Source organism: Streptomyces sp. NBC_01384 (assembly GCF_045040035.1).
In the GTDB taxonomy this organism is placed as follows: Bacteria; Actinomycetota; Actinomycetes; order Streptomycetales; family Streptomycetaceae; genus Streptomyces.
This window is the reverse complement of the sequence record NZ_CP109559.1, coordinates 6491986-6514808: the sequence shown is the minus strand read 5'-3', so window position 1 is coordinate 6514808 and position 22823 is coordinate 6491986. Positions and strand designations below refer to the sequence as shown.

Here is a 22823-nt window from a genome sequence, read left to right as displayed (position 1 = left end):
TGGCCTCTGCCGGACTGCTGGGCCACACCGGTGACGCTTGGCGCGACGTGGCGTGTCGGGCACGGAAACGTACGAGAGGTGATGCAAAGGGCAACTCCTTTGTCCTGCAATGCGACGAGCATGATTGGAGACCCTTGCGATGAGAAGACGTGTCGCCCCCCGTGTCCCCAACGCCGTACGCGGGCGCCGCCGGACAGTCCGAATGACCGCGTCGGCGGCGCTCCTGATGCCGCTGCTGGCCGGCCCGGCGGCCTGTGCCGGCGGGACGGCGGCCGACCGGCACCTGCAGAACGCCTTCACGGACGCCGCGGACGAGTACCACGTGCCGCGAAGTGTGCTCATGGGCGTGTCCTACCTGCAGTCGAGATGGGACTCCCGGCCGGGTAGACCGAGCGTCGTCGGCGGCTACGGGCCGATGCACCTGGTGGACGCCCTCCAGGCCAAGACCCGGACACCGGCTCCGACGGAGTCGCACCGCGGGAGCGCCCGGCCGCCCGCGGCCGCGGCGGGGCCGTCGGCCTCACCCGGGGAGAACTCCTCGGGCAGCCGCTCCGCGCAGCCGGCGGACCTGCGGCGGGCCGCACGCCTGATCGGGGCCCCGGCGGGGCGGCTGCGGACGGACGCCGCCGCCAATGTGCGTGGGGGTGCGGCACTTCTGGCGGAGACGCAACGACAGCTCGGCAAACCGCTCAGCGCCGACCCGGCGGACTGGTGGGAGGCGGTGGCGCGCTTCCCGGGCACGGACGACACCGAGTCGGCGGCGACGTACGCGAACGACGTCTTCGCGGTGATCCGCAAGGGCGCGCGCCGCACCACCGACGCGGGGCAGCAGGTCACCCTCCCCGCCAGCCCGGGCGTGCGCTCTGACACCTCCGGCCCGCAGGGCGCACGGCGGCCGAAGGAGGTCGAGTGCCCTGCGGAGCTGTCCTGCGACTGGCTCGCCGCGCCGTACGTCCAGTTCGACGACAACGGCGACTACGGCAATCACGACCTGGCCGACCGGCCCCGGGACGAGAAGATCGAGTACATCGTCATCCACGACACCGAGGCGGACCTGCCGTCCATGCGCAAGACCGTGCAGGATCCGACGGAGGTGTCGTGGCACTACTCGATCCGCTCCAAGGACGGCCACATCACCCAGCACATCAGGACCAAGGACGTGGCCTGGCACTCCGGGAACCAGTTCGTGAACGCCCGCTCGATCGGCATCGAGCACGAGGGATTCCTCAGGCAGCCGGACGCCTGGTACACGGAGGAGATGTACCGTGCCTCGGCCCGCCTGGTGCGCTATCTGGCGAAGAAGTACGACATCCCGCTCGACCGGCAGCACATCTTCGGCCATGACAACGTGGCAGGTCCGACCGCCTCGTCCATCCCCGACATGCACGACGACCCCGGCCCCTTCTGGGACTGGCGGCACTACTTCGACCTCCTCGGCGCGCCCCTGCGTGCCACGGCCGGACCGGACAGCGACCTGGTGACCGTGCTGCCGGACTTCGCCACCCACAAGCCGGTGTTCACGGGGTGCACCAAGAGCGGTGTGGAGTGTGCGCCGCACGGCTCCAGCGCCGTCCGTCTCCACACCGAGCCGGACGAGCGCGCCCCACTGATCCAGGACCCGGGCCGGCGCCCGAACGGCGACGACTCCACGGAGGACGTCAACGACCTGGGGTCGCGGGTTTCCGCCGGCCAGACCTACGCGGTCGCCGGGCGCAGTGGCGACTGGACGGCGATCTGGTACCTGGGCCGGGAAGCGTGGTTCAGGAATTCGAAGACGCACCCGACGGCCGTCGGTGCGAGCGGCCAGTTCGTCACTCCGAGGGACGGCTTGAACGAGATCCCGGTGTACGGGCGTGCCCTCCCGGAGAAGGACGCCTACCCGGCAGAAGTGCCGCAGCAGCACCAGTCTCCGCTGCCGTACAACCTCCTCGCGGGCCAGCGGTACGTGGCACAGTCCCGCCCCGTCGGTTCCTACATCGACAGGTCGTCCTTCAGCGACACACCGGGCCTGGTGGTGAAGGGCCAGGAGGAGTACTACGAGATCCAGTTCGGCCACCGGATCGCCTACGTCCGGGCGAACGACGTGGACGTGGTGCGCGTACCGGCCGCGGCGACAGCGCCGTCGGAGCACGCGGCGCCCCCTCCCCGGCGGTGACAGGGCCGAAGCCGGAGGCCGCCTCCAGGGCCGCCGGTGGCCGATCCGCATAGAGATCATCCCCTTTGGCGACCCGGCTGCCCCGTACGCGCGTGGGTGATGGAGAGTCTGGTGCGCGACGGGTTGGGGGAGTTGAGGGGAGTTGTTTCGGCCGGTGGCACCGGTGGTACCGGAGGCGCCGACGCGGTCGCGGGGTGGCGGCCGGAGGCGCTGTGCGGATCGCGAGGTGTCAGCCAGGCGCTCGAAGCCCTCGCCCGCGGCATCCCGCACCGCATCACCCGCGGAGGCGTCGAGTCCTCCGAACGGCGGGGCCGCCCCGCCGGACCATCGAACGCGCCATGGCCCGGCCCTTCCCCGTACGTCGTGTCCAGGCGCTTGTGCGGGCTTCTTGCGCACGGCTCTGTCCCGGCTCAGGTACACGCCACTCGTATGCAGTAAGGCGTGACCCGCGCGCAGTTCATCGCCTTCCCATTGGGCGGAATCGTGGAGGAGGAAGGAAAGCGGGTGGCGAGGGCTCCGTATTGCCGATGCCGGGCGTCGGACAGCGAGACCCCCTGGCTCCGTCGAGAGCCACTGCCGCGCCAACGCGATCGAGTTCGAGTGGCAGGCGCGACGGTGGACAGCTAAGACTGAGGCAACGGTTTTGTGACCGGACAACAGATCGCAACCTCATGACTTCCGGATTACTCGCTCCGGCCATCGAAAAGTATGAGTGCAGGGCGTCGACCGTAAAGTCCGGCGGCGCTCGAAAGTTCCTCAAGGAGCTCGTATGGAGGAGAAATCCGTCGAAGTCCTGATGCCCGGCCCGGGTGAATCTGCGAGCGCCAAGCGCAGCTCCACCGGCTCGGAGACCGGCATCGAGAGAGACCTCGCCGAGGTGCTGGCTGACGTAATATGCGTCGAACGAGTGTCGGTCGACAGCCACTTCTTCGACGACCTCGGTGCCAACTCGTTGGTGATGGCCCAATTCTGTGCACGGGTCAGAAAGCGGGCGGACCTTCCCTCGGCGTCGATGAGGGACATCTACCGGAACCCGACGATCCGAAGCCTGGCGACGGGACTCGCGGACGCCGCGCCCACCCCTGCCGAGTCGTCGGTCCCGGCGCCGTCGGCGCCGTCCGAGGTGGTGACCCCGTCCGGCACAGGGCGGTACGCCCTCTGCGGAACGCTGCAGTTCCTGCTTTTCCTGGGATATTCCTTCCTCGCCGGCCTCGTCACCGACCGGGGCTATACATGGGTCTCCGCCGGCTCGGATGTGATCGGCATCTACCTGCGGTCGCTGGTCTTCGGCGGCGTCTGCTTCGTCGGTCTGTGCACTTTCCCGATCGTGGCCAAATGGCTCCTCGTCGGACGGTGGAAGCCGCGTGAGTTCCCGGTCTGGGGACTGACCTATCTGCGCTTCTGGACCGTCAAGGTGCTGATCCACGCCAACCCGATGATCTTCTTCGTCGGCAATCCCCTGTACGTGCTGTACCTGCGAGCCCTGGGCGCACGGATCGGCAAGGGGGTCACGATCCTCTCGCACAACGTTCCGGCCTGCCCCGATCTGCTCACGATCGGCGCCGGCACGGTGATCCGCAAAGACTCGTTCCTCCTCTGCTACCGGGCGCACGCCGGCCGTATCCAGACGGGCCGGGTCACCCTTGGCCGCGATGTGTTCATCGGCGAGAAGACCGTGCTCGACATCGACACATCGATGGGCGACGGGGCGCAGCTCGGTCACACGTCCACGCTGTACAGCGGCCAGGCGGTCCCGGACGGCCAGCGCTGGCACGGATCCCCGGCACAGCTCACGGAGCAGGACTACGTGAGGATCGGGCCGGCCAAGTGCGGCACGCTGCGCCGGGCCGGCTTCGGCCTCGTCACCGTGCTTCAGCTGCTCTTCCTCTACGTGCCGCTGACGGTCGGGGGTGCGTACATGCTGCTGACCCTGGTTCCGGCGCTGCGCAACCGGCTGGGCCCGGGCTCGGTGGGGTTCACCTCGCCGGCTCTCTACGTCGACGCACTGATCCTGTCCTTCGTGCTGTTCTTCGGCCTCGTCGTCGTGGGCCTGGCCGTACTGTGCACCGTTCCGCGTCTGATGAACCTTTTCGTCAAGCCGGACAAGGTCTATCCGCTGTACGGCTTTCACTACTCGATGCACCGTGCGATCGGGCGCATGACCAACGTGAAGTTCTTCAAATGGCTGCTCGGTGACAGCTCCTACATCGTCCACTATTTGCGCGGCCTCGGATACGACTTGTCCCGGGTCGAGCAGACCGGGTCGAACTTCGGCACGGAAGTGCAGCACGAGACCCCGTATCTGGTTTCCGTCGGCAGCGGAACGATGGTCGCCGACGCGCTCTCCATCGTCAACGCCGACTTCTCCAGTACGTCCTTCCGGGTGTCCCGGGCCTCGATCGGGCCACACAACTTCCTCGGGAACAACATCGCCTTTCCCTCAGGGGCCAGGACGGGCGAGAACTGCCTCCTCGCGACGAAGGTGATGATTCCGCTCGACGGCGAGGTACGTGAGGGGGTGGGCCTGCTCGGCTCTCCGTGCTTCGAGATTCCCCGGTCGGTCGAGCGCGACTCCCGGTTCGACCATTTCCGGACCGGCGACGAGTTGCGCCGCAGCCTCGCCGCGAAGAACCGCTACAACATCCGCTCGATGGTCTTCTTCCTGCTCGTACGGTGGCTGCACTTCTTCGTACTCACGGTGGTCGGCCTCGCGGACGTCGATCTGTACGATTCTTACGGTCATGTAGGGATCGCCGTGTTCCTGGTGTTCAGCCTTGGCTTCACCGCTGTCTACTTCGTACTGGTGGAGCGCTGCATCGCGGCATTCCGCATGCTGCGACCGCAGTTGTGTTCCATCTACGACCCGTACTTCTGGTGGCACGAGCGCCTCTGGAAGGTGCCTGACGAATACCTCGACATTTTCAACGGCACCCCTTTCAAGAACGTGATCTGGCGGATGCTGGGTGTCCGGATCGGCAGCAGGGTCTTCGACGACGGCTGCTATCTGACGGAGCGGACGCTCACCACCATCGGGAACGACTGCACGCTCAACGCGGGAAGCAAGATCCAGTGCCATTCGCAGGAGGACGGCACCTTCAAGTCCGACCGCAGCACGATCGGCGTCGGCTGCACCCTCGGTGTCGCCGCCCACGTCCACTACGGCGTGACGATGGACGACGGCGCGGTGCTCGCCCCCGACTCCTTTCTCATGAAGGGCGAGGAAGTCCCGGAGCGCGCTCGATGGGGCGGAAACCCCGCCGCGGAGATGCGAGGCGCCCCCTATCAGCCGGCCGCGTCGGCACCGGAGGCCCGGCGGGACCGCCTCGGTCAGCAAGCCCGACCGGCTGAACAGCACGGTCGGCCCGTAGATCTGCCGAGAAACCCACGCCGACTGTGGCGCCGCCCCGACCGGCGGACCACAGCGCCGTGGCGACCGTGAGTGGACGGGGAAGATTCGATGGGAGTACACGTGGAAGCCGACCGGGAGTTCTGGCGCGGTGAGCTCGTAGCCGGTGGATTCACCGCGATCCCGCGGTGGACGCTCCATCCGGTTTCGGGCGTCGCCGACCATGAGACGACGGTCCGGGAAGACGTCGTAGGGCCGCTGCGGCGGCTGGCCGAGGATCTGGCGGTGCCGCTCGACTCGGTGCTGCTGGCCGCGCATGCCAAGGTGCTCGCCGCGCTGTCCGGTGAGCGCGAGGTCGTGTCCGGCTACGTCGCCGCCGACGGCGGCCGGCCGCTGCCCTGCAGGCTGACGACCGAACCCGGCACATGGCGGACGCTGCTGCTGAACACCCGTCACGTCGCATCGGAACTGCTGTCGCACCAGGACTTTCCGGTCGACGACCTCAGGCGCGAGCTGGGGCTGACCGAACCACCGTTCGAGACCGTCTTCGATCCGGGCGGCGTCGGCGGAGAGCTGGCCGAGGACACCGTGTTGTGGGTGGGGTTCTCGCGGCAGGGCGGCCGGCTCGTGCTGCGGCTGCGGTACCGGACCGACGTGCTCGACGCGGACTGCGCTGCCAGGATCGCCGGTTATCACGTCACCGCGCTCGCGCTGATCGCCGCCGATCCGGATGCCGAGCACAGGCTGCAGAGCCTGATCAGTGCCGAGGAGCTCCACTTCCAGCTCGAAGGGCTCGCCGGACCGCGCCGGGAGCTGCCGGACCGCCGGTTGCACGAGCTGTTCGAACAGCGGGTGCGGGCACACCCGGACGCCGTCGCGGCCGTACACGGTGAACGGCGGTGGACCTACCGCGAGCTCAACTCCCGCGCCAATCGGCTGGCACGCGCTCTGCTCGCACGGGGGCTGCGCCGGGAAGGTGTGGTCGCGGTCGTGACCGAGCGCAACCTGGACTGGCTGGCCGCCGTCCTGGCGGTCTTCAAGGCCGGGGGCGTGTACCTGCCCATCGAGCCGCATTTCCCGTCCGGTCGCATCGCCACCACGCTCTCTCGCGCCGAGTGCGCCCTCGTGCTGACCGAACACGGCAGCACCACCACCCTCGACCACGCCCTCGCATCCCTGCCCGGGACCGGAACGGTCTTCATCGACACGGCTTACGCGCAGGACCATGCCGACGATGATCTGGGCCTGCCCGTCGCAGCGGACCAGCTCGCCTACATCTATTTCACCTCCGGCTCCACCGGGGAGCCCAAGGGCGCGATGTGCGAGCACGCGGGCATGCTCAACCACGTCTACGCCAAGATCGACGACCTGGAGCTCGGCGAGGGACAGGTGGTCGCCCAGACCGCACCCCAGTGCTTCGACATCTCCCTGTGGCAACTGGTGTCCGCCCTCCTGGTCGGGGGGCGGACCCTGCTGGTGGAGCAGGAGGTGATCCTGGACGTCCAGCGGTTCGTCGACAAGATCGTCGAAGGCCGGGTCGCCGTCCTCCAGGTCGTCCCTTCCTATCTGGACGTCGTCGTGTCCTTCCTGCGGCAGCACCCCCGCGAGCTGCCGGACCTGCGGTGCGTGTCGGTCACCGGCGAGGCGCTGAAGAAGGAGCTCACGCAGCGCTGGTTCGCCGCCCAGCCCGGGATCAAGCTGGTCAACGCCTACGGGCTGACCGAGACCTCGGACGACACCAACCACGAGATCATGGACCGCGTGCCCGACGGAGACCGGGTCCTGCTGGGTCCCGCGGTCAACAACGTGCACGTGTACGTCGTCGACGAGCACCTGACCCCGGTGCCGCTCGGCGCCCCCGGCCTGATCGTCTTCTCCGGCGTCTGCGTCGGCCGCGGATACGTCAATGACCCCGAGCGCACCCGACAGGCCTACCTGGCCGATCCGCACCGTAAGGGCGCCCGGCTCTACCAGGGCGGCGACTACGGCCGCTGGCAGCCCGGAGGCAAGCTGGAGTTCCTGGGCCGCCGGGACACCCAGGTGAAGATCCGTGGCTTCCGGATCGAGATCGGTGAGGTCGAGAACACCCTGTTGCGGGTGGCGGGGGTGCGCGACGGTGCGGTGGTGGTCGCCGAGCGGGCCGATCAGAGCAAACACTTGGTGGCGTTCTACTCCGGCCCGCGGCCACTCGAAGCCGACGTCCTGCCGGCCCGGCTCGGTGAGTCGCTGCCCGAGTACATGGTCCCGTCGGTCTTCCACTGGCGGGAAAGCCTGCCGCTGACCGCCAACAGCAAGATCGACAGGAAGACCTTGCAGGCGCTCGCCGGCGAACTCGACGTCGTCCAGGACGACTACCACGCGCCGAACACGCCGACCGAACAGCAGTTGGCGGCCGCGTGGGCGAAGGTGCTCGGCATCCCGCAGCACCGGATCGGACGGCTGGACCACTTCTTCGACCGGGGCGGCACATCGCTGTCGGCGGTGAAACTGGCGATCACCCTGGACCGTGCGGTGTCCCTCAAGGACGTCACCCGTCACCCGGTCCTCGCCGATCTGGCCGGGCTGGTCGACGGCAGGTCCGAGCGGCGCTCCGAGCTGGTGCACCCGCTGTCGGAGTCGGACGGCGCGCAGGCCGGGGCCCTGGTGTGCTTCCCGTACGCCGGCGGCAACGCGGTGAACTTCCAGCCGATGGCCAGGGCACTGCCGGACGGCGGGCCGGCGGCCTACGCCGTCGAACTGCCCGGTCACGACGTGGCCGCCGAGCGCGAGCCGTTCGCGCCGATGACCCAGGTGGTCGAACAGGTCGTCGCCGAGATCATCCGGCGTGGCCTGACCAGAGTCATGCTGTGGGGCCACTCCTCGGGTACCGCGCCCGCCCTGGAGACGGCCAGAAAGCTGCAGGAGCGCGGGGTGGACGTCCAGCGGGTGTTCCTCGGCGCGCAACTGCCCGGTGACGCCGCCGACCGGCGCGCCACCATCGACGAGCTGACCGGGTTGAGCAACGCCGAGATCGCCGCGAAACTGAGCGCGGACGGTGGGTACACCGAACTCGGTGAGCTGGATGCGCCGCACGCCGAGCACATCGGTGCCGCCTACCGGCACGACTGCGTGTCCGCGCACCGCTATTTCGCCGACGCCCTGGACAGCCCGCCGACGCCGAAGCTGTCCGCGCCGGTCACCGTGGTCGTCGCGGCCGACGATCCCAGCACGGCGGACTACCCGCGCCGGTACCGCGACTGGCAGCTCCTGGCCGAGCAGGTCGAGCTGCACGAGCTCGCCGACGGCGGCCATTACTTCCTGCGCACCCGTCCGACCGAGGCGGCACAGGCCGTACTACGCGCTGCCGAATTGTCCGCTTCTTCCGAAGTGGCTTCCTCCCAGGTGGCTTCCTCCCAAGTGGCCTCTTCCCGAATGGCTTCTTCCCGAGTGGCTTCCTCCTGAGTGACAACCGAAAGGAAATCGAGATGTCGTCCATTTCCACGGCGTCGCTGGTCGACGTGGAACTCAAACCCGGCAAACCCCCGCTCCTGCGGGCCGAGGCCACCGGTGGCACGCCGAGCTGGGCAGCCGAGCACCGGGACGCGCTGCGCGCTGTCGTCGCCGAACACGGCTGCGTCCTGGTCCGCGGCCTCGGGCTGCGCGACGCGGCCGAGACCGGCGCCGTCTTCTCGAGCCTGGCCACCGGTCTGATGACCGACAAGGAGGTCTTCGCGCCCCGGCGGACCTACTCCGACGGTGTGTACTCCTCGACGAAGTGGCCGCCGAACCAGCCGATGTGCATGCACCACGAACTGAGCTACACGCTCGAGTTCCCCGGCCTGATGATGTTCGCCTGTCTGAGCGCGCCCACCGACGGCGGGGCGACCGCGGTGGCCGACGCACCGACCGTGCTCGACGCGCTGCCCGCCGAGTTGACCGAGCGTTTCGAGCGGGAGGGCTGGCTGCTCACCCGCAGCTACAACGACGAGATCGGGGCGTCCGTCGCCGAGGCGTTCGGCACCGAGGACCGTGGCGCCGTCGAGAGCTACTGCCGCGCCAACGCCATCGCGTTCGAGTGGGGGCCCGACGGTGGGCTGCGCACCAGACAGCGCCGCAGCGCCGTGGTGCGTCACCCGGTCACGGGACAGCGCTGCTGGTTCAACCAGATCGCGTTCCTCAACGAGTGGACGATGGCCCCCGAGGTGCGTGAGTACCTGCTGGACGTCTACGGCCCCGACGGGCTGCCGTTCAACACCCGCTTCGGCAACGGCGACCCGATCGGCGAGGACGTCGTGCAGCTGCTCAACAACGTCTACGAGGCCATCACCGAACGCGAGCCGTGGCAGGCCGGCGACCTGATGCTCGTCGACAACGTCCGCACCGCGCACAGCAGGGAGCCCTTCGAGGGACCGCGCGAAGTGCTCGTCGCCCTGGCCGACCCGGTCCGTCTGGCCGACTGCTCTCCGACCGTCGAGGTGACCGCAGCATGACCACCATCGGTTCCACCGCAACGCGGTCCGCGATGGCCGCACCGATCACCGTGCCACCGTTCGCGGTGATCTCCGGTGCCCAGGTCCAGCGCGCGCTGCACGGACGCGAGAAGCAGATCGTGGAGTTGGTCGAGGCCACCTACCAGGTGCACGGCGCCGGTGATTCGGTGAACCCGCCGTCGTACTTCCTGCGTTTCCCCGACCGCCCCTCCTCCCGGATCATCGCGCTGCCCGCCTCGGTCGGCGGGGACGTGCGGGTGGACGGCCTGAAGTGGGTCTCCAGCTTCCCGGAGAACGTGGCGGCCGGGTTCCCGAGGGCCTCGGCCGTGCTGATCCTCAACGACCACGACACCGGCTACCCGTTCGCCTGTCTGGAAAGCTCGATCATCAGCGCCACCAGGACGGCCGCGTCGGCAGCGGCGGCGGCCGACCTGCTCAGCCGCGACCGGCCGCGACCGGCGCGTGTCGGGTTCTTCGGGGTGGGCTTGATCGCCCGCTACATCCACACCTTCCTGGCCGGCACCGGCTGGTCGTTCGACGAGATCGGCGTGCACGACCTGTCCGCCGACAGCGCGGCAGGCTTCCGGTGCTACCTGGAGCAGTCGGGCACCACCGGCCGGATCACCGTGCACGACAGCGCCGAGCAGTTGATCCGAAACAGCGACCTGGTCGTCTTCGCCACCATCGCCGGTCAGCCGCATGTCAGCGACCCGTCATGGTTCGCACACCACCCGCTGGTGCTGCATGTGTCGCTGCGCGACCTCGCGCCGGAGATCCTGCTCGCCTCGACCAACATCGTCGATGACATCGAGCACTGCCTGAAGGCCGACACCTCGCCGCATCTGACCGAGCAGCTCACGGGCAACCGGGACTTCGTGCACGGCACGTTGGACGACGTGATGGCCGGGCGGGTGACGGTGCCGGCGGACCGGCCGGTGGTGTTCTCGCCCTTCGGCCTCGGGGTGCTCGACCTCGCGGTCGGCAAGTACGTCTACGACGAAGTGGTCCGCTGCGGGGAGTTGCGCGTCGTCGACGACTTCTTCCACGAACTGAGCCGGTACGGATGAGCCGGCCGACAGCGCAGGGGGCTTGCGCAGGGCTGATCCCAGGAGAGATCACCGGTCAAGTCGCCGCGGATCGGGCCGCACGAGACAGCGGCCGCTGGCGCAGGGCCCCGTCCGGCTCGGTTGGACACGGGCTTGCGCCCGCACAAGCCAGAAGCCCGCCCATGGTCGGACGGACATTCCGAAAGTGCTCTGCTCCAGATAGAGGAGACCGTCGTGCCCGTCATTTCCGTTCCCCACGCCTACAACGAAGAGGATCTCTATGTCGACCTTCGGTCGATCTTCGGGCACTCGCTCTTCCTGAAGTGTGAGGGCTTCAACTTCGCCGGCTCGATCAAGTTGAAGGCCGCGATCGAGATGGTCGAGGCCGCAGAGCGGGATGGAGTCCTGACGCCGGAATCGATCCTGGTCGAGTCCTCGTCCGGCAACCTCGGCGTGGCGCTGAGCATGATCGCGGCGAGCAAGGGCTACCGGTTCCTGTGCGTGACGGACTCCCGCGGCAACCTGTCGACCAGGATGATGATGGAGGCGTTGGGCAGCCAGGTGCACATGATCGCCGGGCAGGAGGCCAACGGCGGTTATCTCGGCGCGCGGATCGACTACGTCCGCGCGCTGTGCGCCTCCGACGAGCGGTACGTGTGGCTCAGCCAGTACACCAATCCGAGCAACTGGAAGGCGCACTACCGCAAGACCGCGCCGGAGATCGCCCGCCAGTTCCCGCGGCTGGACGTGCTGTTCGTCGGGGCCGGCACCACCGGGACCCTGATGGGCTGCGCGCGCTACTTCCGGGAGTGGCACCGGCCGGTGCGGATCGTCGCGGTGGACAGCGTCGGCTCGGTGTCCTTCGGCGGTCCGCCGGGCCGCCGGATGATTCCCGGCCTGGGGATGAGCATGCGCCCGCCGCTGCTCGACGAGTCCTATGTGGATGAAGTGATGCGTGTCGAGGAGGCGGACACCGTCCGTACCTGCCATCGTCTGGCCAGGCGCGGATTCCTGTTCGGCGGCTCCACCGGCACGGTGGTCAGCGGCGCGACGGACTGGCTGGCCCGGCATGACGCACACGAACTCACCGCGGTGGCCGTCGGCCCGGATCTCGGCGAGCGCTACCTCGACACCATCTACCAGACCAGTTGGCTGCGGGATCTCTACGGCGACGACGTGCTCACCCCCGACGAGGTGGCCGCCGGTTCCTGGGCAGCCTCCCCCGCGCCATCGACACGCTGGGGCCGACGGTTGGACCTGAAGCCCGGTGACCTGGACCTCAACGGCAACCAGCGCCATCAGCTCCAGGATCGTAAGTCCTAGGTGCTCCGTCCACGGTCTGAGAGACGCCGATGAAGGGGCCGACCGGTCCGGCCCCGGAGAGGAGGATGCCGAGGACGTCGAAACGGTGACGGGCGGGCGGCGCCGCGTCCATGGCCGCGCGCGGGGGGGGCGAGGCCATCAAGTGACCGTGGCCTGCCACCGGATGGATGTCGCGGGAATTCCCGAGATCACTTCCACCGCTCGCGGCAGCCCGGCTCGGGCGCGGGTGATGTCGTACGACATGGTCGTCGCGCCCCGCCGGTTCGCGGTCATGCGTTGCGGCGTACGGGGTGAACCATACGAGTAATGGGGCCCGGGATCTTACGGGCCCGCAGGTGCGCCCGTTTCGGACAGGGGGCTGCTGGAGCGGGCCGCACACGCCATCGACGGCCCCGGAGTGATCAGGCCGAGGCGCGCTTGCGCGGGGTGGCCTTCCTCGTGGTCGCCTTCTTCGCGGCCGTTTTCTTGGCCGTCGTCTTCTTGGCGGTCGTCGTCTTGGCTGTGGCTGCCGCTGCCGTCTTCTTGGCGGTGGTCTTGGTGGCCGAGGTCCTGGTGGCCGACCGGCCCGTCGACTTCGCCGTCGACTTCGCCGCCGTCTTCCTCGCCGCCGTCTTCCTCGTGGTCGACGTGGACTTCTTCCCGCCGACCTCCTTGGGAGCCGTACGCGCCGACTTACGGGCCGGCAGCGGGGTGACCCCGGCGGGCTCGCCGCGCTCCTCGCCGGGCTCCTCACCGGTCTTCTCGCCCCGGGACTCCTTGGCCGCGCGCACGCTCTTCTCCAGCGCGGCCATCAGGTCGAGCACCTTGCCGCCGGGCTTCTCCCCGGCGGAGGGCGCGGGCGCGAGCTCGCCGGAGGCCTTGGCGGCGATGAGTTCCTCAAGGGCCTCGCGGTAGTCGTCGTGCAGATCGGTGAGGTCGACCTCACCGAGGGTGTCCATGAGTGCGTCGGCCAGGTCGAGTTCCTTGTCACGGACGGTCACGCCGGTATCCGGGGCGACCTCGTCCGTGGCACGGATCTCGTCCGGCCAGAGCAGCCCGTGCATGGCGATCACGTCGTCCACCACCCGCAGCATGCCGAGCCGCTCCCGTCCGCGCAGCGCGAACTTCGCGATGGCGACCTTCTGACTGCGCTTGAGGGCCTCGCGCAGCAGGACGTACGGCTTGGTCGCGGGGACACCGTTCACGGACAGGTAGTACGCGGTGTCCATCTGCAGCGGATCGATCCGCTCGGCCGGTACGAAGGCCACGATCTCGATCGTCCTCGCGGTCGGGATCGGCAGCGAGGCCAGGTCCTCGTCCGTGACCGGGATCAGCGTGCCGTCCGCGTCCTCGTACGCCTTGCCGATCTCACCGGTGGTGACCTCGTGGTCCTCCAGTTCGCAGAACTTGCGGTACCGGATGCGGCCACCGTCGTCCAGGTGGATCTGGCGGAAGGAGACCGAGTGGCTCTCCGTCGCGTTCACGAGCTTGATCGGGATACTGACCAGGCCGAAGGAGATGGCGCCGTTCCAGATGGATCGCACGTGCAGCACCTTCCTGACTGAGACGGATGCGTCGGGTGCCCTTGAAAGCCAGGCTAAACGGGTGTTTGCCGCATCACCTCCGCAAGCAGCCAATAAGGCATCTTCGCCCTGATTTCATGCGACTCTCGACGCATGACGCCGATCACGGAGGTGGAGGGGCGGCGGCTCGCGCTCACCAACCTGGACAAGGTGCTGTACCCCGCGACCGGCTTCACCAAGGGTGAGGTGCTGCACTACTACGCGACGGCCGCCGAACCCATGCTGGCGCACCTCCGCAACCGGCCCGCCTCCTTCCTCCGCTACCCCGACGGGCCGGACGGGCAGGTCTTCTTCACCAAGAACGTGCCACCCGGCACACCCGACTGGGTCCGGACTGCCGAGGTCCCCCGGTCGGAGGGCCCCGCGCGCATGGTTCTGATCCAGGACCTCGCGAGTCTGATGTGGGCGGCAAACCTCGTCACGGAGTTCCATACGCCCCAGTGGCAGGTGGACGCGCCCGGTCTGGCCGACCGGCTCGTGTTCGACCTCGACCCGGGGGCGCCCGCGACGGTCGTCGAGTGCTGTGAGGTCGCGTTGTGGCTGAGGGAGCGGCTCGGGGCGGACGGGATCGAGGCGTACGCGAAGACGTCCGGGTCGAAAGGGCTGCATCTGCTGGCGGCGCTGGTGCCGGCGCCGTCCCGGGACGTCAGTGCGTACGCCAAGAGTCTGGCCGTGGAGGCGGAGCGGGCGCTGCCCGCCCTCGTCACTCACCGGATGACGAAGAGCCTGCGGCCCGGGAAGGTGTTCGTCGACCACAGCCAGAACGCCGCGCGCAAGACCACGGCGACTCCGTACACGCTGCGGGCCCGGCCCGCACCCACCGTGTCCGCCCCTGTCACCTGGGACGAGGTCGCCGGCTGTTCGGATGCGGAGGGGCTCGTTCTCTACGCCGGGGACATCGCTTCACGGCTGGAGCGGTACGGCGACCTGCTGGGCCCCCTGCTGGACCCCGCCCAGGCGCACGCCTTGCCGTAGCCCCAGCCGTTCCTCGCGGACGGGCCGGCCGGTGCGGGCCTGCACGCCCAGCCTCGGCCCAGGGGCGTGGGGAACTGCGGGACGGGTAGGGGCGGCGGGGGCGGGCAAATCACACCCTCAGCCAGGTGTGGCGGTCGCGGGCCATGGCGTGCAGGGCCTCCACGTCCGCCGGTTTCAGGACGCCGCCCAGGCGGGACAGCGACGCCAGGTCGGTGTCCTGGAGGACGCGGACCTCGCGGAGCGGGGTCAGGACGTCGAGGTCGGCGGGGCCCGCCAGGGCCAGCACGGGGTGGACCTCGGCGGTCAGGGCGTACGAGGCCCGGTCGGCGTCGGCGCGGACCTGGCGGAGCAGCGGACGGGGCTCGCGGCGGCCGACGGTGACCATGGGGTCGGTGACGAGGACCCGCTGTTTGCGGGCGTACAGCGCCCACAGGGCGAAGAGGCCACCGGGGCCGATGAGCAGGTGGTGGAGGCGGTCGCCGCCGGGGAGTGGGATCGAGTGCAGGGTGTGCCAACCCGCGCTTTCCATCCGGTCCAGGGCCTCGCCCACCGTCTGCTCGGCAGCGAGCAGACGGCGCCGCGGGTCGGGACGCAGCCGGTGCGCGGGGCCCGGGTCGCGGTCGAGGTCGATCACCAGTGCCTCACCGGGCCGGTTCGGCGCGAGGTCGTCGTCCGGGTGGAGGGTCAGCCGGGCCAGTTCGGCCGGGGTGGGGACGGGCGGTGGCCCCACTGTCACGGGACCCGTCAGGAACGGGCCGAGCGCGTCGAGCACGTCCTCCCGCCGGTCCTCGCTGAGCAGATTGACGCGGGCTGCCTCACGGTCGTACCAGGCGACGCTCCTCCCGTCGGTCAGGCACACGTACAGGCGCTCCTGCCCGTGGCGCCAGGTAGGTATGACACGCAGTCCGTTCATGCACCACCACCCCACGACCATGGGAACAGTCGGGGTGCTCCAGGGGCAAGAACCCGGTTACCTTTGTGAGGAGTTGGGGGAGTTGTGGGAGGCGCTGTTGCGGACTCGCAGAAAGCAACCCGAGGTGCCCGCTCCGGACAGCCCGTGGAGCGAGATCGTGCCTGGCCTGTGGATGGGCGGGCACGCCTTCGCGGGGCACTCCGGCGAGCCGGAATTCGCGGTCGTACGGAATGAGTTCGACCTGGTCCTGACGTTGCTGCGGCTGCCGGGGCACGGTCCGGACCCGGGTGTCGAGCACCATGTGTGGCCGATCCCGGACGGCCCCCTGGACGGGACGCAGCTTGCGGGCGTGATCCGTCTGGCCCGGGCCGCGGACGACGCGCTGGAGGACGGGCGCCGGGTCCTCGTCCGCTGCTATCACGGCTACAACCGCTCGGGACTCGTCGTCGCACACGCGCTCGTCCTCGCGGGGCACAGCTCCGACGAGGCCATACGGCTGATACGGAGTCGCCGCTCCCCCTGGGCCCTGCACAATGAGCTGTTCGTGGAGTACCTGCGGTCCGGGCTGCCCACGGCCCGCCTCCTGGAGGAACTGGCCGAGTAGCCGAGCCGACGCGCGGCACAACGCGTAGCACGAGCGTCACGACCATCAGCACGACCAGGGGCACAAACAGAGGGTATCCCCGGCGATCTCTCGCGCGCACAAAAAGGACTTCCCTACGAATATGGCGTCTAAGGTGTACGGCGTCGGTTTCATCGAGACGCAGGGAGTGCAGTGACCCCCATCCGGCCCAGCCGTCTCGCGCTCGGGGCCCTCGTCGCCGTGCTGGCGGCCGTGGCGGGCTGTGGCGACTCCGGTGCCCTGCGCGGCGCGGGGGCGACGCCCACCGCCGTCGGCCCGGCCCGGCTGTGGCCCGAGCTGCCGCCCGCGTCGACGGCGGCTCTCGACTACGGCGAGGCGGACACCGAGACGGTCCAGGGCATCACGGCGCCGGGCGACGACCTCCACAAGGTGGACCCGGTCGCCGTGTTCCGCGCCGAGGTCGCCCGGCACCCGGCCGAGTACACCGCCGTCCACGCCCCGTACCGGGCGACGGCCCAGCAGCTCACGTACTGCACCGGCAAGGGCGCGCTCGGCGGGAAGTGCCCGATCCTCCAGGCCTACTACCGGGACCTCACCGGCGACCGGAAGGACGACCTGGTGCTCGGCATCCGCTTTCCGCGGAACCAGCTGGCTGTGCGCGTGTACGCCTTCGAGCACCACGAGCTGGTCCAGATCATGGGCACCGCGGACAGCACGATCAGCGTCGAGGTCGCGGGCCGGGACGTGATCATCCGTTCGCCCTCGACGCTGCCGGGTTACGAGTACCGCACGGTCTGGGCCTGGGACCCGCACCAGCACGCGATGCTGGCGACCCGCGACGAGATCCTCCGCGTGGGCACCCCCGGCCCGACTCCGCCGAGGCCCTCCCTCTCCCTCTCCCCCGCCCCCTCACCCTCACCCTCACCCTCCCTCTCCCCTTCACCGAGCAGCTCATGAGAGAGCCCCTCCCCCGCCGCCTCCGCCTCCGCCTCCGGACCTTCCGACGCCTCCGGTCCCTCCGCCGCCTCCCCGGCTGGACCGCCACCCTCACCTGGAAGGCCGCCGCCTTCATCACGGTGATGTGCTGCGGTCTCGCCGCCCTGCTCGGCGTCCTCGTGCATGTCTCGGTGACCCACCAGACCGTCGGCGAGGCCCGTGGCCGGGCGCTCGACCGGCTGACCGAGGTGACGGCGGAGTACGAGGCGGGCGACCGGCTGCCGCCCGGCGCGGGCATCGATCTGCCGGGGCTACCGGCCCAGCTGCGCGAGCTGGCCACGGACGGCCACCGCGGCACGATGGTCGGCGACAACGACCCGCACCCCACCATGTGGGCGGCCGGGCCCGCGAGCGGCGGACGGGCGCTCGCCGTGCAGCTCGACTACTCACAGGGCGCGCACGCCATCGAGGCCCTGGACCGGTCGATCGTGTGGTCCTCGGCGCTGGCGATCGGCGCGACGCTGCTGGTGGGGGCGTTCGCGGTGACGCGGGTGACCCGGCGGCTGCACGCGACGGCGCGGGTGGCCCGGCGGATCAGCGCCGGCGACCTGGACGCGCGCGTCAACGACCCGCGCGCCGTCGCCGACGCCCGTACGCAGGACCCGGCGCGTCCCCAGGACGAGGTGGCGGCGGTCGCCGGGGCCCTCGACACGATGGCGTCCTCGCTGCAGAGCAAACTGATGAGCGAGCAGCGCTTCACCGCGGACGTGGCGCATGAGCTGCGCACCCCGCTGACCGGGCTGCACGCGGCGGCCGAGCTGCTGCCGCCGGGCCGTCCGACCGAGCTGGTCCGCGACCGGGTCGCCGCGCTGCGCACGCTCACCGAGGACCTGCTGGAGATCTCCCGTCTGGACGCCGGGCGGGAGCGGCTGGAGCTGGACTCGGAGCCGCTGGTTCCGCTGGCCGAGCGGGTGGTGCGGGCGTCGGGCACCGAGACCGGGGTCCGGGTCGTGCGCGACACCCGGGTGGAGACCGACCGGCGCCGCCTGGAGCGGGTGCTCGGGAATCTGGTGGCCAACGCGCACAAACACGGCGCGGGGCCGGTGGTACTGACCGTCGACGGCCCGGTGGTGACCGTGCGGGACCACGGCGGCGGCTATCCGGCGTATCTGCTGGAGCACGGGCCGCAGCGGTTCCGTACGGAGGGCGGTTCGAAGGGGCACGGGCTCGGGCTGACGATCGCGCTCGGCCAGGCGGAGGTACTGGGCGCGCGGCTGGTCTTCGCCAACGCCCCCGACGGCGGCGCGGTGGCGACTCTGACGCTCCCTCAGTACGAGCAGGGCGGACCGGGAGATCTCGCGTCCCGCGAAGAAGGGCCAACCGGGGCACTCTGAGCGCCCGCACATCCCCGATGGCGCAGTGCGGCCTGCACCCGCCCGACCCCCCTCCTAATGTGGCGATTAGTCAGATTAACCACCTTTCCGGAGGAGCCTTCATGTCCCTGCGCCATACCCTCCCCTGCACCGGGACAGCGCTCGTCGCCGGCATGCTCATCGCGGTCGCCAGCGCCACCCCCGCCCTCGCCCACGCCCCCGCCCCCGCCCCCGCTCACGCCCTCGCCCTCGCTCACGCCCACGCCCACGCCCACGCCGACACCGACGGCGACTGGGACGACGACGGCCGGTTCGACGACGGCCGGTTCGACGACGACAGCGGGTTCGAGGACGGTCGGTTCGGTGACGACAGCCGCGACGACCGCCGCTTCGAGGGCCGGATCACCTCCCGCGACGGCCTCGCGCTGCACACCCGCCCGGACCGCGGCAGCCGGATCATCCGCATCGCGCCCTTCGGCGAGCGGGTCCACATCTTCTGCAAGACGTCCGGAGCGCGTGTCGGCGGCAACCCGATCTGGTACCTGCTCACCGACGGCACCTGGGCCTGGGGCGCGGCGCGCCACATCGACATCATCGGCCGGTCCCCGCGCTGGTGCTGAACCCATGACGGCCAAGCCCCGAGATATCCACCGGAACGGCCCGTTTGTGGCCACATAACAGGACATCAGATTCACCGCTTGCTACGTTCCGGGCATGATCCAGCCCGGAATGCCCGGACCCGGACCGGCCGGAACGGCCCTGGCGGCGGACCCACCCGCCCCCGCTGTCCGCCTGCCCCGGCGCCGTGGCATCGAGCTCACCCTCATCGTCATGGCCGTACTCCTGTCCGTGTACGGCTACTGCGCGGTCGGATTCGCCCGGCACGGCACCGTCCCGCCCGGCGCCGCGGTCTACGGTGCCGGGCTCGGTGTGCTCGCGCTCGTCGCCCACCTCGCGGTGCGGCTGCGGGCGCCGTACGCCGATCCGCTGCTGCTGCCCATCGCCGTCCTGCTCAACGGCCTGGGCCTGGTGCTGATCTACCGCCTCGACCTGGAGACCCCGGGCGACCGGGCCGCCCCCATCCAGCTCGTCTGGTCGACGCTCGGCGTCACGCTCTTCATCGTGGCCGTGCTCCTGCTGCGCGACCACCGCGTCCTGCAGCGTTACACATACGTCTCGGTTGTCACATCGCTGGGCCTCCTGGTCCTGCCGATCCTCTTCCCCGCCGTGAACGGCGCCCGGATCTGGATCCGGTTCGCCGGATTCTCCATCCAGCCGGGCGAGTTCGCGAAGGTGCTGCTCGCGGTCTTCTTCGCGGGCTACCTCGCGGCCAACCGCAACGCGCTCGCGTACGCGGGCCGCCCCGTCTGGCGGTTCAAGCGGCTCCAGCTCCCCACCGGCCGCGTCCTCGGACCGATCGTCGCGATCTGGCTGCTGAGCGTGCTGGTCCTGATCCTGGAACGGGACCTCGGCACCTCGTTGCTGTTCTTCGGCCTCTTCGTGATCCTGCTGTACGTCGCCACCGGCCGCAGCGGCTGGATCGCCGTCGGCCTGCCGCTCGCCTGCGTCGGCGCGGTGGCCGTCGGCTGGCTGGAACCGCACGTCCACTACCGGGTGCAGGACTGGCTGCACCCCTTCGCGTCCATCGACGCGGGCCAGGGACCGAACCAACTCGCCCAGTCCCTCTTCGCGTTCGCCGCCGGAGGCGTGCTCGGCACCGGCCTCGGCCTCGGCCACTCCATCCTCATCGGCTTCGCCGCCAAGTCGGACTTCATCCTGGCCACCGCGGGCGAGGAACTGGGCCTCTTCGGACTCTGCGCGATCTTCCTGCTCTACGGCCTCCTCGTGGAACGCGGCTACCGCGCGGGCCTCGCCCTGCGCGACCCCTTCGGACGGCTCCTCGCCATCGGCCTCGCCTCGATCGTGGCGCTCCAGGTCTTCGTGATCGCGGGCGGCGTGACCGGCCTGATCCCGCTGACCGGGATGGCGATGCCGTTCCTCGCCCAGGGCGGCTCCTCCGTCGTCACCAACTGGATCATCGTGGCGCTGCTGATCCGCATCAGCGACTCGGCGCGCAGCCAGTACGACGGGACGGCGGCGCCATGACCAAGTACATCCGCCGGGCCGCCGCCCTCTGTGCCGTGCTGCTGCTGGGCCTCCTGGTCAACGCCACCCGCGTCCAGGTCTTCCAGGCCCGGGCGTACGACGACAACCCGGCCAACCGCCGCCCGACGATCGCCCGTTACGGCCAGCCACGCGGCGACATCCTCGTCGGCGGCCGGCCGGTCACCGGCTCCAAGGACAGCGGCGAGCAGCTCCGCTACGAACGGACGTACACGGACGGCCCGTTGTACGCGCCCGTCACCGGTTTCGCCTCGCAGGTGTACGGGACGGCGTTCCTGGAGAACTCGGAGGACGACACCCTCTCCGGCACCGACCCGCTGCTCTCGCCGTTCCCCCTGTGGAACGACGCCACGCGCGCCCGGAACCCCGGCGGCAAGGTGGTCACGACGCTCAACCCCGCCGCACAGCGCGCGGCGTACAAGGGGCTCGGTTCGCGGCGCGGGGCGGTGGCCGCCATCGAGCCGGCCACCGGCAGGATTCTCGCGCTGGTCTCCACACCGTCGTACGACCCCGGGGAGCTGTCCGGGACGGGCACGGCGGTGGCGCACGCGTGGAAGCGGCTGAACGGAGCGGTGGACAAACCCATGCTCAACCGGGCGATCCGGGTGACCTATCCGCCCGGGTCGACGTTCAAGGTGGTGACGGCCGCGGCCGCGCTGGAGGCGGGGGTGGTGACGGACGTCGACACGTCGACCACCTCCCCGGACCCGTACCGGCTGCCCGGCAGCACGACCCGTCTGACGAACGAGGCGGACGGCTGCGAGAACGCCTCGCTGCGGTACGCCTTCGAGTGGTCCTGCAACACGGTCTTCGCCAAGCTGGGCGTGGACGTCGGGCTGCGCGACATGACCCGTACGACGGCGGACTTCGGCTTCAACGACCGGGGGCTGCGGATTCCGTTCTCGGTCGCGCCCAGCAACTTCGACACGGCTCTCGACAAGGCACAGCTGGCGCTCTCCTCCATCGGCCAGTTCAACACCCGGGCCACTCCCCTCCAGATGGCGATGATCTCGTCGGCCGTCGCCGACGGCGGATACGTCACATCGCCGTACCTGGTGGAGAAGACGACCACACGGGGCGGCCGTACGGTCCAGGCGACCAGTCCGCGCACGCTCCACCAGGCGATGAACCCGGTGACCGCCGCGCGGATGCGTGAGCTGATGACGGACGTGGTGACGGAGGGCACCGGCACCAACGCCGCGATTCCCGGGGCGACGGTCGGCGGCAAGACCGGGACCGCCCAGCACGGCATCGACAACCACGGGCTGCCGTACGCCTGGTTCATCTCCTGGGCCCAGGCGGACGGCGCCATGGAGCCCGCGGTGGCGGTCGCGGTCGTCGTCGAGGACGCGGCGGCCGACCGCGGGGACATCAGCGGGGGCGGGGACGCGGCGCCGATCGCCAAGGCGGTGATGAAGGCGGTGCTCGGGTTCTGAGACGGGGGTTGGGGTACTCATCGGGCCGACCTATCGTTCGGTCATGACCTCTATCACAGCCGCGTACGAACTCGCCCAGGTCAACATCGCCCGCCTCAAGGCCCCTCTGGACTCACCGCAGTTGAAGGACTTCGTGGAGGCACTCGACCCGGTGAACGCGGTCGCGGACGCGGCGGACGGGTTCGTGTGGCGGTTGCAGAGCGACTCGGGCAACGCGACGGACGTGGCTGTCTTCGGCGACGACTGGCTGGTCATCAACATGTCCACCTGGCAGGACATCAACACACTGACGGCCTTCATGTACCAAGGGCAGCACCGTGAGCTGCTGTCCCGCCGCCGGGAGTGGTTCGAGCGGCTGGAGGAGGCGGTCACCGTGCTGTGGTGGGTTCCGGCGGGGCACCGGCCGACGGTGGCGGAGGCGGAGGCGCGGCTGCTGCATCTGCGGGAGCACGGGGCGACGGAGTACGCGTTCACGTTGCGCAGGTCCTTTCCGGCGGGTCCTGCGGAAATGAGCGGCCCCGCCTGAACGGGCGTACTGATACGGGCGTATTTATGGGGAGGGGAACCCACCCACGAGATCCC

General features: G+C 69.9%; 17 protein-coding genes. 14 read left to right on the top strand and 3 right to left on the bottom strand.

The genetic code is table 11. From position 1 onward, the window contains the following. Positions 1-202: 202 nt before the first annotated feature. The 6 genes from OG747_RS29915 to sbnA all read left to right on the top strand — a co-directional run bounded on the left by OG747_RS29915 (position 203) and on the right by sbnA (position 12339). Positions 203-2155 (top strand): N-acetylmuramoyl-L-alanine amidase, encoded by a 1953-nt coding sequence (locus OG747_RS29915; RefSeq protein WP_405882479.1) that lies wholly within the window; start codon positions 203-205, stop codon positions 2153-2155. Positions 2156-2924: 769 nt separating this feature from the next. Further along, complete coding sequence (locus OG747_RS29910; protein ID WP_405882478.1) at positions 2925-5594, top strand: Pls/PosA family non-ribosomal peptide synthetase; 2670 nt, start codon at positions 2925-2927, stop codon at positions 5592-5594. Between the two features lie 18 nt (positions 5595-5612). After that, positions 5613-8942, top strand: a complete 3330-nt coding sequence (locus OG747_RS29905) for a non-ribosomal peptide synthetase (protein WP_405882477.1) — start codon at positions 5613-5615, stop codon at positions 8940-8942. A 23-nt stretch (positions 8943-8965) separates the two neighbouring features. Then, entirely contained in the window at positions 8966-9970 is a 1005-nt protein-coding gene (locus tag OG747_RS29900) for a TauD/TfdA family dioxygenase (RefSeq protein ID WP_405882476.1), read from the top strand. Next, a complete protein-coding gene (sbnB, locus tag OG747_RS29895) occupies positions 9967-11037 on the top strand; it encodes a 2,3-diaminopropionate biosynthesis protein SbnB (RefSeq protein ID WP_405882475.1) in 1071 nt (356 codons plus the stop codon). The genes OG747_RS29900 and sbnB overlap by 4 nt, the downstream gene beginning before the upstream one ends. Positions 11038-11250: 213 nt before the next feature. Next, positions 11251-12339: a 2,3-diaminopropionate biosynthesis protein SbnA gene (gene sbnA / locus OG747_RS29890; protein WP_405882474.1), complete on the top strand. Its 1089-nt coding sequence runs from the start codon at positions 11251-11253 to the stop codon at positions 12337-12339. A 138-nt stretch (positions 12340-12477) separates the two neighbouring features. Here sbnA and OG747_RS29885 read toward each other — a convergent pair whose 3' ends face one another. Together OG747_RS29885 and OG747_RS29880 are read right to left on the bottom strand one after the other, a co-directional pair. After that, a complete protein-coding gene (locus tag OG747_RS29885) occupies positions 12478-12612 on the bottom strand; it encodes a hypothetical protein (protein ID WP_405882473.1) in 135 nt (44 codons plus the stop codon). Between the two features lie 128 nt (positions 12613-12740). Beyond that, the gene (locus OG747_RS29880) at positions 12741-13871 is read right to left on the bottom strand and encodes a Ku protein (protein ID WP_405882472.1); all 1131 of its coding nucleotides are present in this window, start codon (positions 13869-13871) and stop codon (positions 12741-12743) included. A 123-nt stretch (positions 13872-13994) separates the two neighbouring features. Between OG747_RS29880 and ligD the strand changes: the two genes are divergently transcribed. Then, on the top strand, positions 13995-14876 hold the full coding sequence (gene ligD / locus OG747_RS29875; RefSeq protein ID WP_405882471.1) for a non-homologous end-joining DNA ligase: 882 nt from the start codon (positions 13995-13997) through the stop codon (positions 14874-14876). Between the two features lie 109 nt (positions 14877-14985). Here the strand turns inward: ligD and OG747_RS29870 are convergent, their stop codons facing one another. Next, positions 14986-15789, bottom strand: coding sequence for a nuclease-related domain-containing protein (locus OG747_RS29870; protein ID WP_405882470.1), 804 nt, complete (start codon positions 15787-15789; stop codon positions 14986-14988). 97 nt (positions 15790-15886) lie between these two features. On the opposite strand from OG747_RS29870, the gene OG747_RS29865 reads away from it, so the two are divergent. The 7 genes from OG747_RS29865 to OG747_RS29835 all read left to right on the top strand — a co-directional run bounded on the left by OG747_RS29865 (position 15887) and on the right by OG747_RS29835 (position 22767). Beyond that, positions 15887-16393, top strand: a complete 507-nt coding sequence (locus OG747_RS29865; RefSeq protein WP_405882469.1) for a dual specificity protein phosphatase family protein — start codon at positions 15887-15889, stop codon at positions 16391-16393. A 171-nt stretch (positions 16394-16564) separates the two neighbouring features. After that, positions 16565-17329 carry a hypothetical protein gene (locus OG747_RS29860; protein WP_405882468.1) on the top strand — a complete coding sequence of 255 codons (765 nt, stop codon included), beginning with the start codon at positions 16565-16567 and terminating at the stop codon, positions 17327-17329. Positions 17330-17451: 122 nt separating this feature from the next. Further along, a complete protein-coding gene (locus OG747_RS29855; RefSeq protein WP_405885749.1) occupies positions 17452-18702 on the top strand; it encodes an ATP-binding protein in 1251 nt (416 codons plus the stop codon). 101 nt (positions 18703-18803) lie between these two features. Continuing rightward, positions 18804-19301, top strand: a complete 498-nt coding sequence (locus OG747_RS29850) for an SH3 domain-containing protein (RefSeq protein ID WP_405882467.1) — start codon at positions 18804-18806, stop codon at positions 19299-19301. A 94-nt stretch (positions 19302-19395) separates the two neighbouring features. Further along, positions 19396-20787: an FtsW/RodA/SpoVE family cell cycle protein gene (locus tag OG747_RS29845; RefSeq protein ID WP_405882466.1), complete on the top strand. Its 1392-nt coding sequence runs from the start codon at positions 19396-19398 to the stop codon at positions 20785-20787. Next, entirely contained in the window at positions 20784-22241 is a 1458-nt protein-coding gene (locus tag OG747_RS29840) for a penicillin-binding transpeptidase domain-containing protein (RefSeq protein WP_405882465.1), read from the top strand. The genes OG747_RS29845 and OG747_RS29840 overlap by 4 nt, the downstream gene beginning before the upstream one ends. A 43-nt stretch (positions 22242-22284) precedes the next feature. After that, on the top strand, positions 22285-22767 hold the full coding sequence (locus OG747_RS29835; RefSeq protein WP_405882464.1) for a DUF3291 domain-containing protein: 483 nt from the start codon (positions 22285-22287) through the stop codon (positions 22765-22767). Positions 22768-22823 lie beyond the last annotated feature (56 nt).

Excerpts from the sequence above, each read along its gene's own strand:
- OG747_RS29835 (WP_405882464.1), top strand. The coding sequence starts at position 22,285 with ATGACCTCTATCACAGCCGCGTACGAACTCGCCCAGGTCAACATCGCC.
- ligD (WP_405882471.1), top strand. The coding sequence starts at position 13,995 with ATGACGCCGATCACGGAGGTGGAGGGGCGGCGGCTCGCGCTCACCAAC.
- OG747_RS29885 (WP_405882473.1), bottom strand. The coding sequence starts at position 12,612 with ATGACCGCGAACCGGCGGGGCGCGACGACCATGTCGTACGACATCACC.
- OG747_RS29915 (WP_405882479.1), top strand. The coding sequence starts at position 203 with ATGACCGCGTCGGCGGCGCTCCTGATGCCGCTGCTGGCCGGCCCGGCG.
- OG747_RS29910 (WP_405882478.1), top strand. The coding sequence starts at position 2,925 with ATGGAGGAGAAATCCGTCGAAGTCCTGATGCCCGGCCCGGGTGAATCT.
- OG747_RS29845 (WP_405882466.1), top strand. The coding sequence starts at position 19,396 with ATGATCCAGCCCGGAATGCCCGGACCCGGACCGGCCGGAACGGCCCTG.
- sbnB (WP_405882475.1), top strand. The coding sequence starts at position 9,967 with ATGACCACCATCGGTTCCACCGCAACGCGGTCCGCGATGGCCGCACCG.
- OG747_RS29840 (WP_405882465.1), top strand. The coding sequence starts at position 20,784 with ATGACCAAGTACATCCGCCGGGCCGCCGCCCTCTGTGCCGTGCTGCTG.
- OG747_RS29855 (WP_405885749.1), top strand. The coding sequence starts at position 17,452 with ATGTGCTGCGGTCTCGCCGCCCTGCTCGGCGTCCTCGTGCATGTCTCG.
- OG747_RS29905 (WP_405882477.1), top strand. The coding sequence starts at position 5,613 with ATGGGAGTACACGTGGAAGCCGACCGGGAGTTCTGGCGCGGTGAGCTC.
- OG747_RS29850 (WP_405882467.1), top strand. The coding sequence starts at position 18,804 with ATGTCCCTGCGCCATACCCTCCCCTGCACCGGGACAGCGCTCGTCGCC.
- OG747_RS29900 (WP_405882476.1), top strand. The coding sequence starts at position 8,966 with ATGTCGTCCATTTCCACGGCGTCGCTGGTCGACGTGGAACTCAAACCC.
- OG747_RS29870 (WP_405882470.1), bottom strand. The coding sequence starts at position 15,789 with ATGAACGGACTGCGTGTCATACCTACCTGGCGCCACGGGCAGGAGCGC.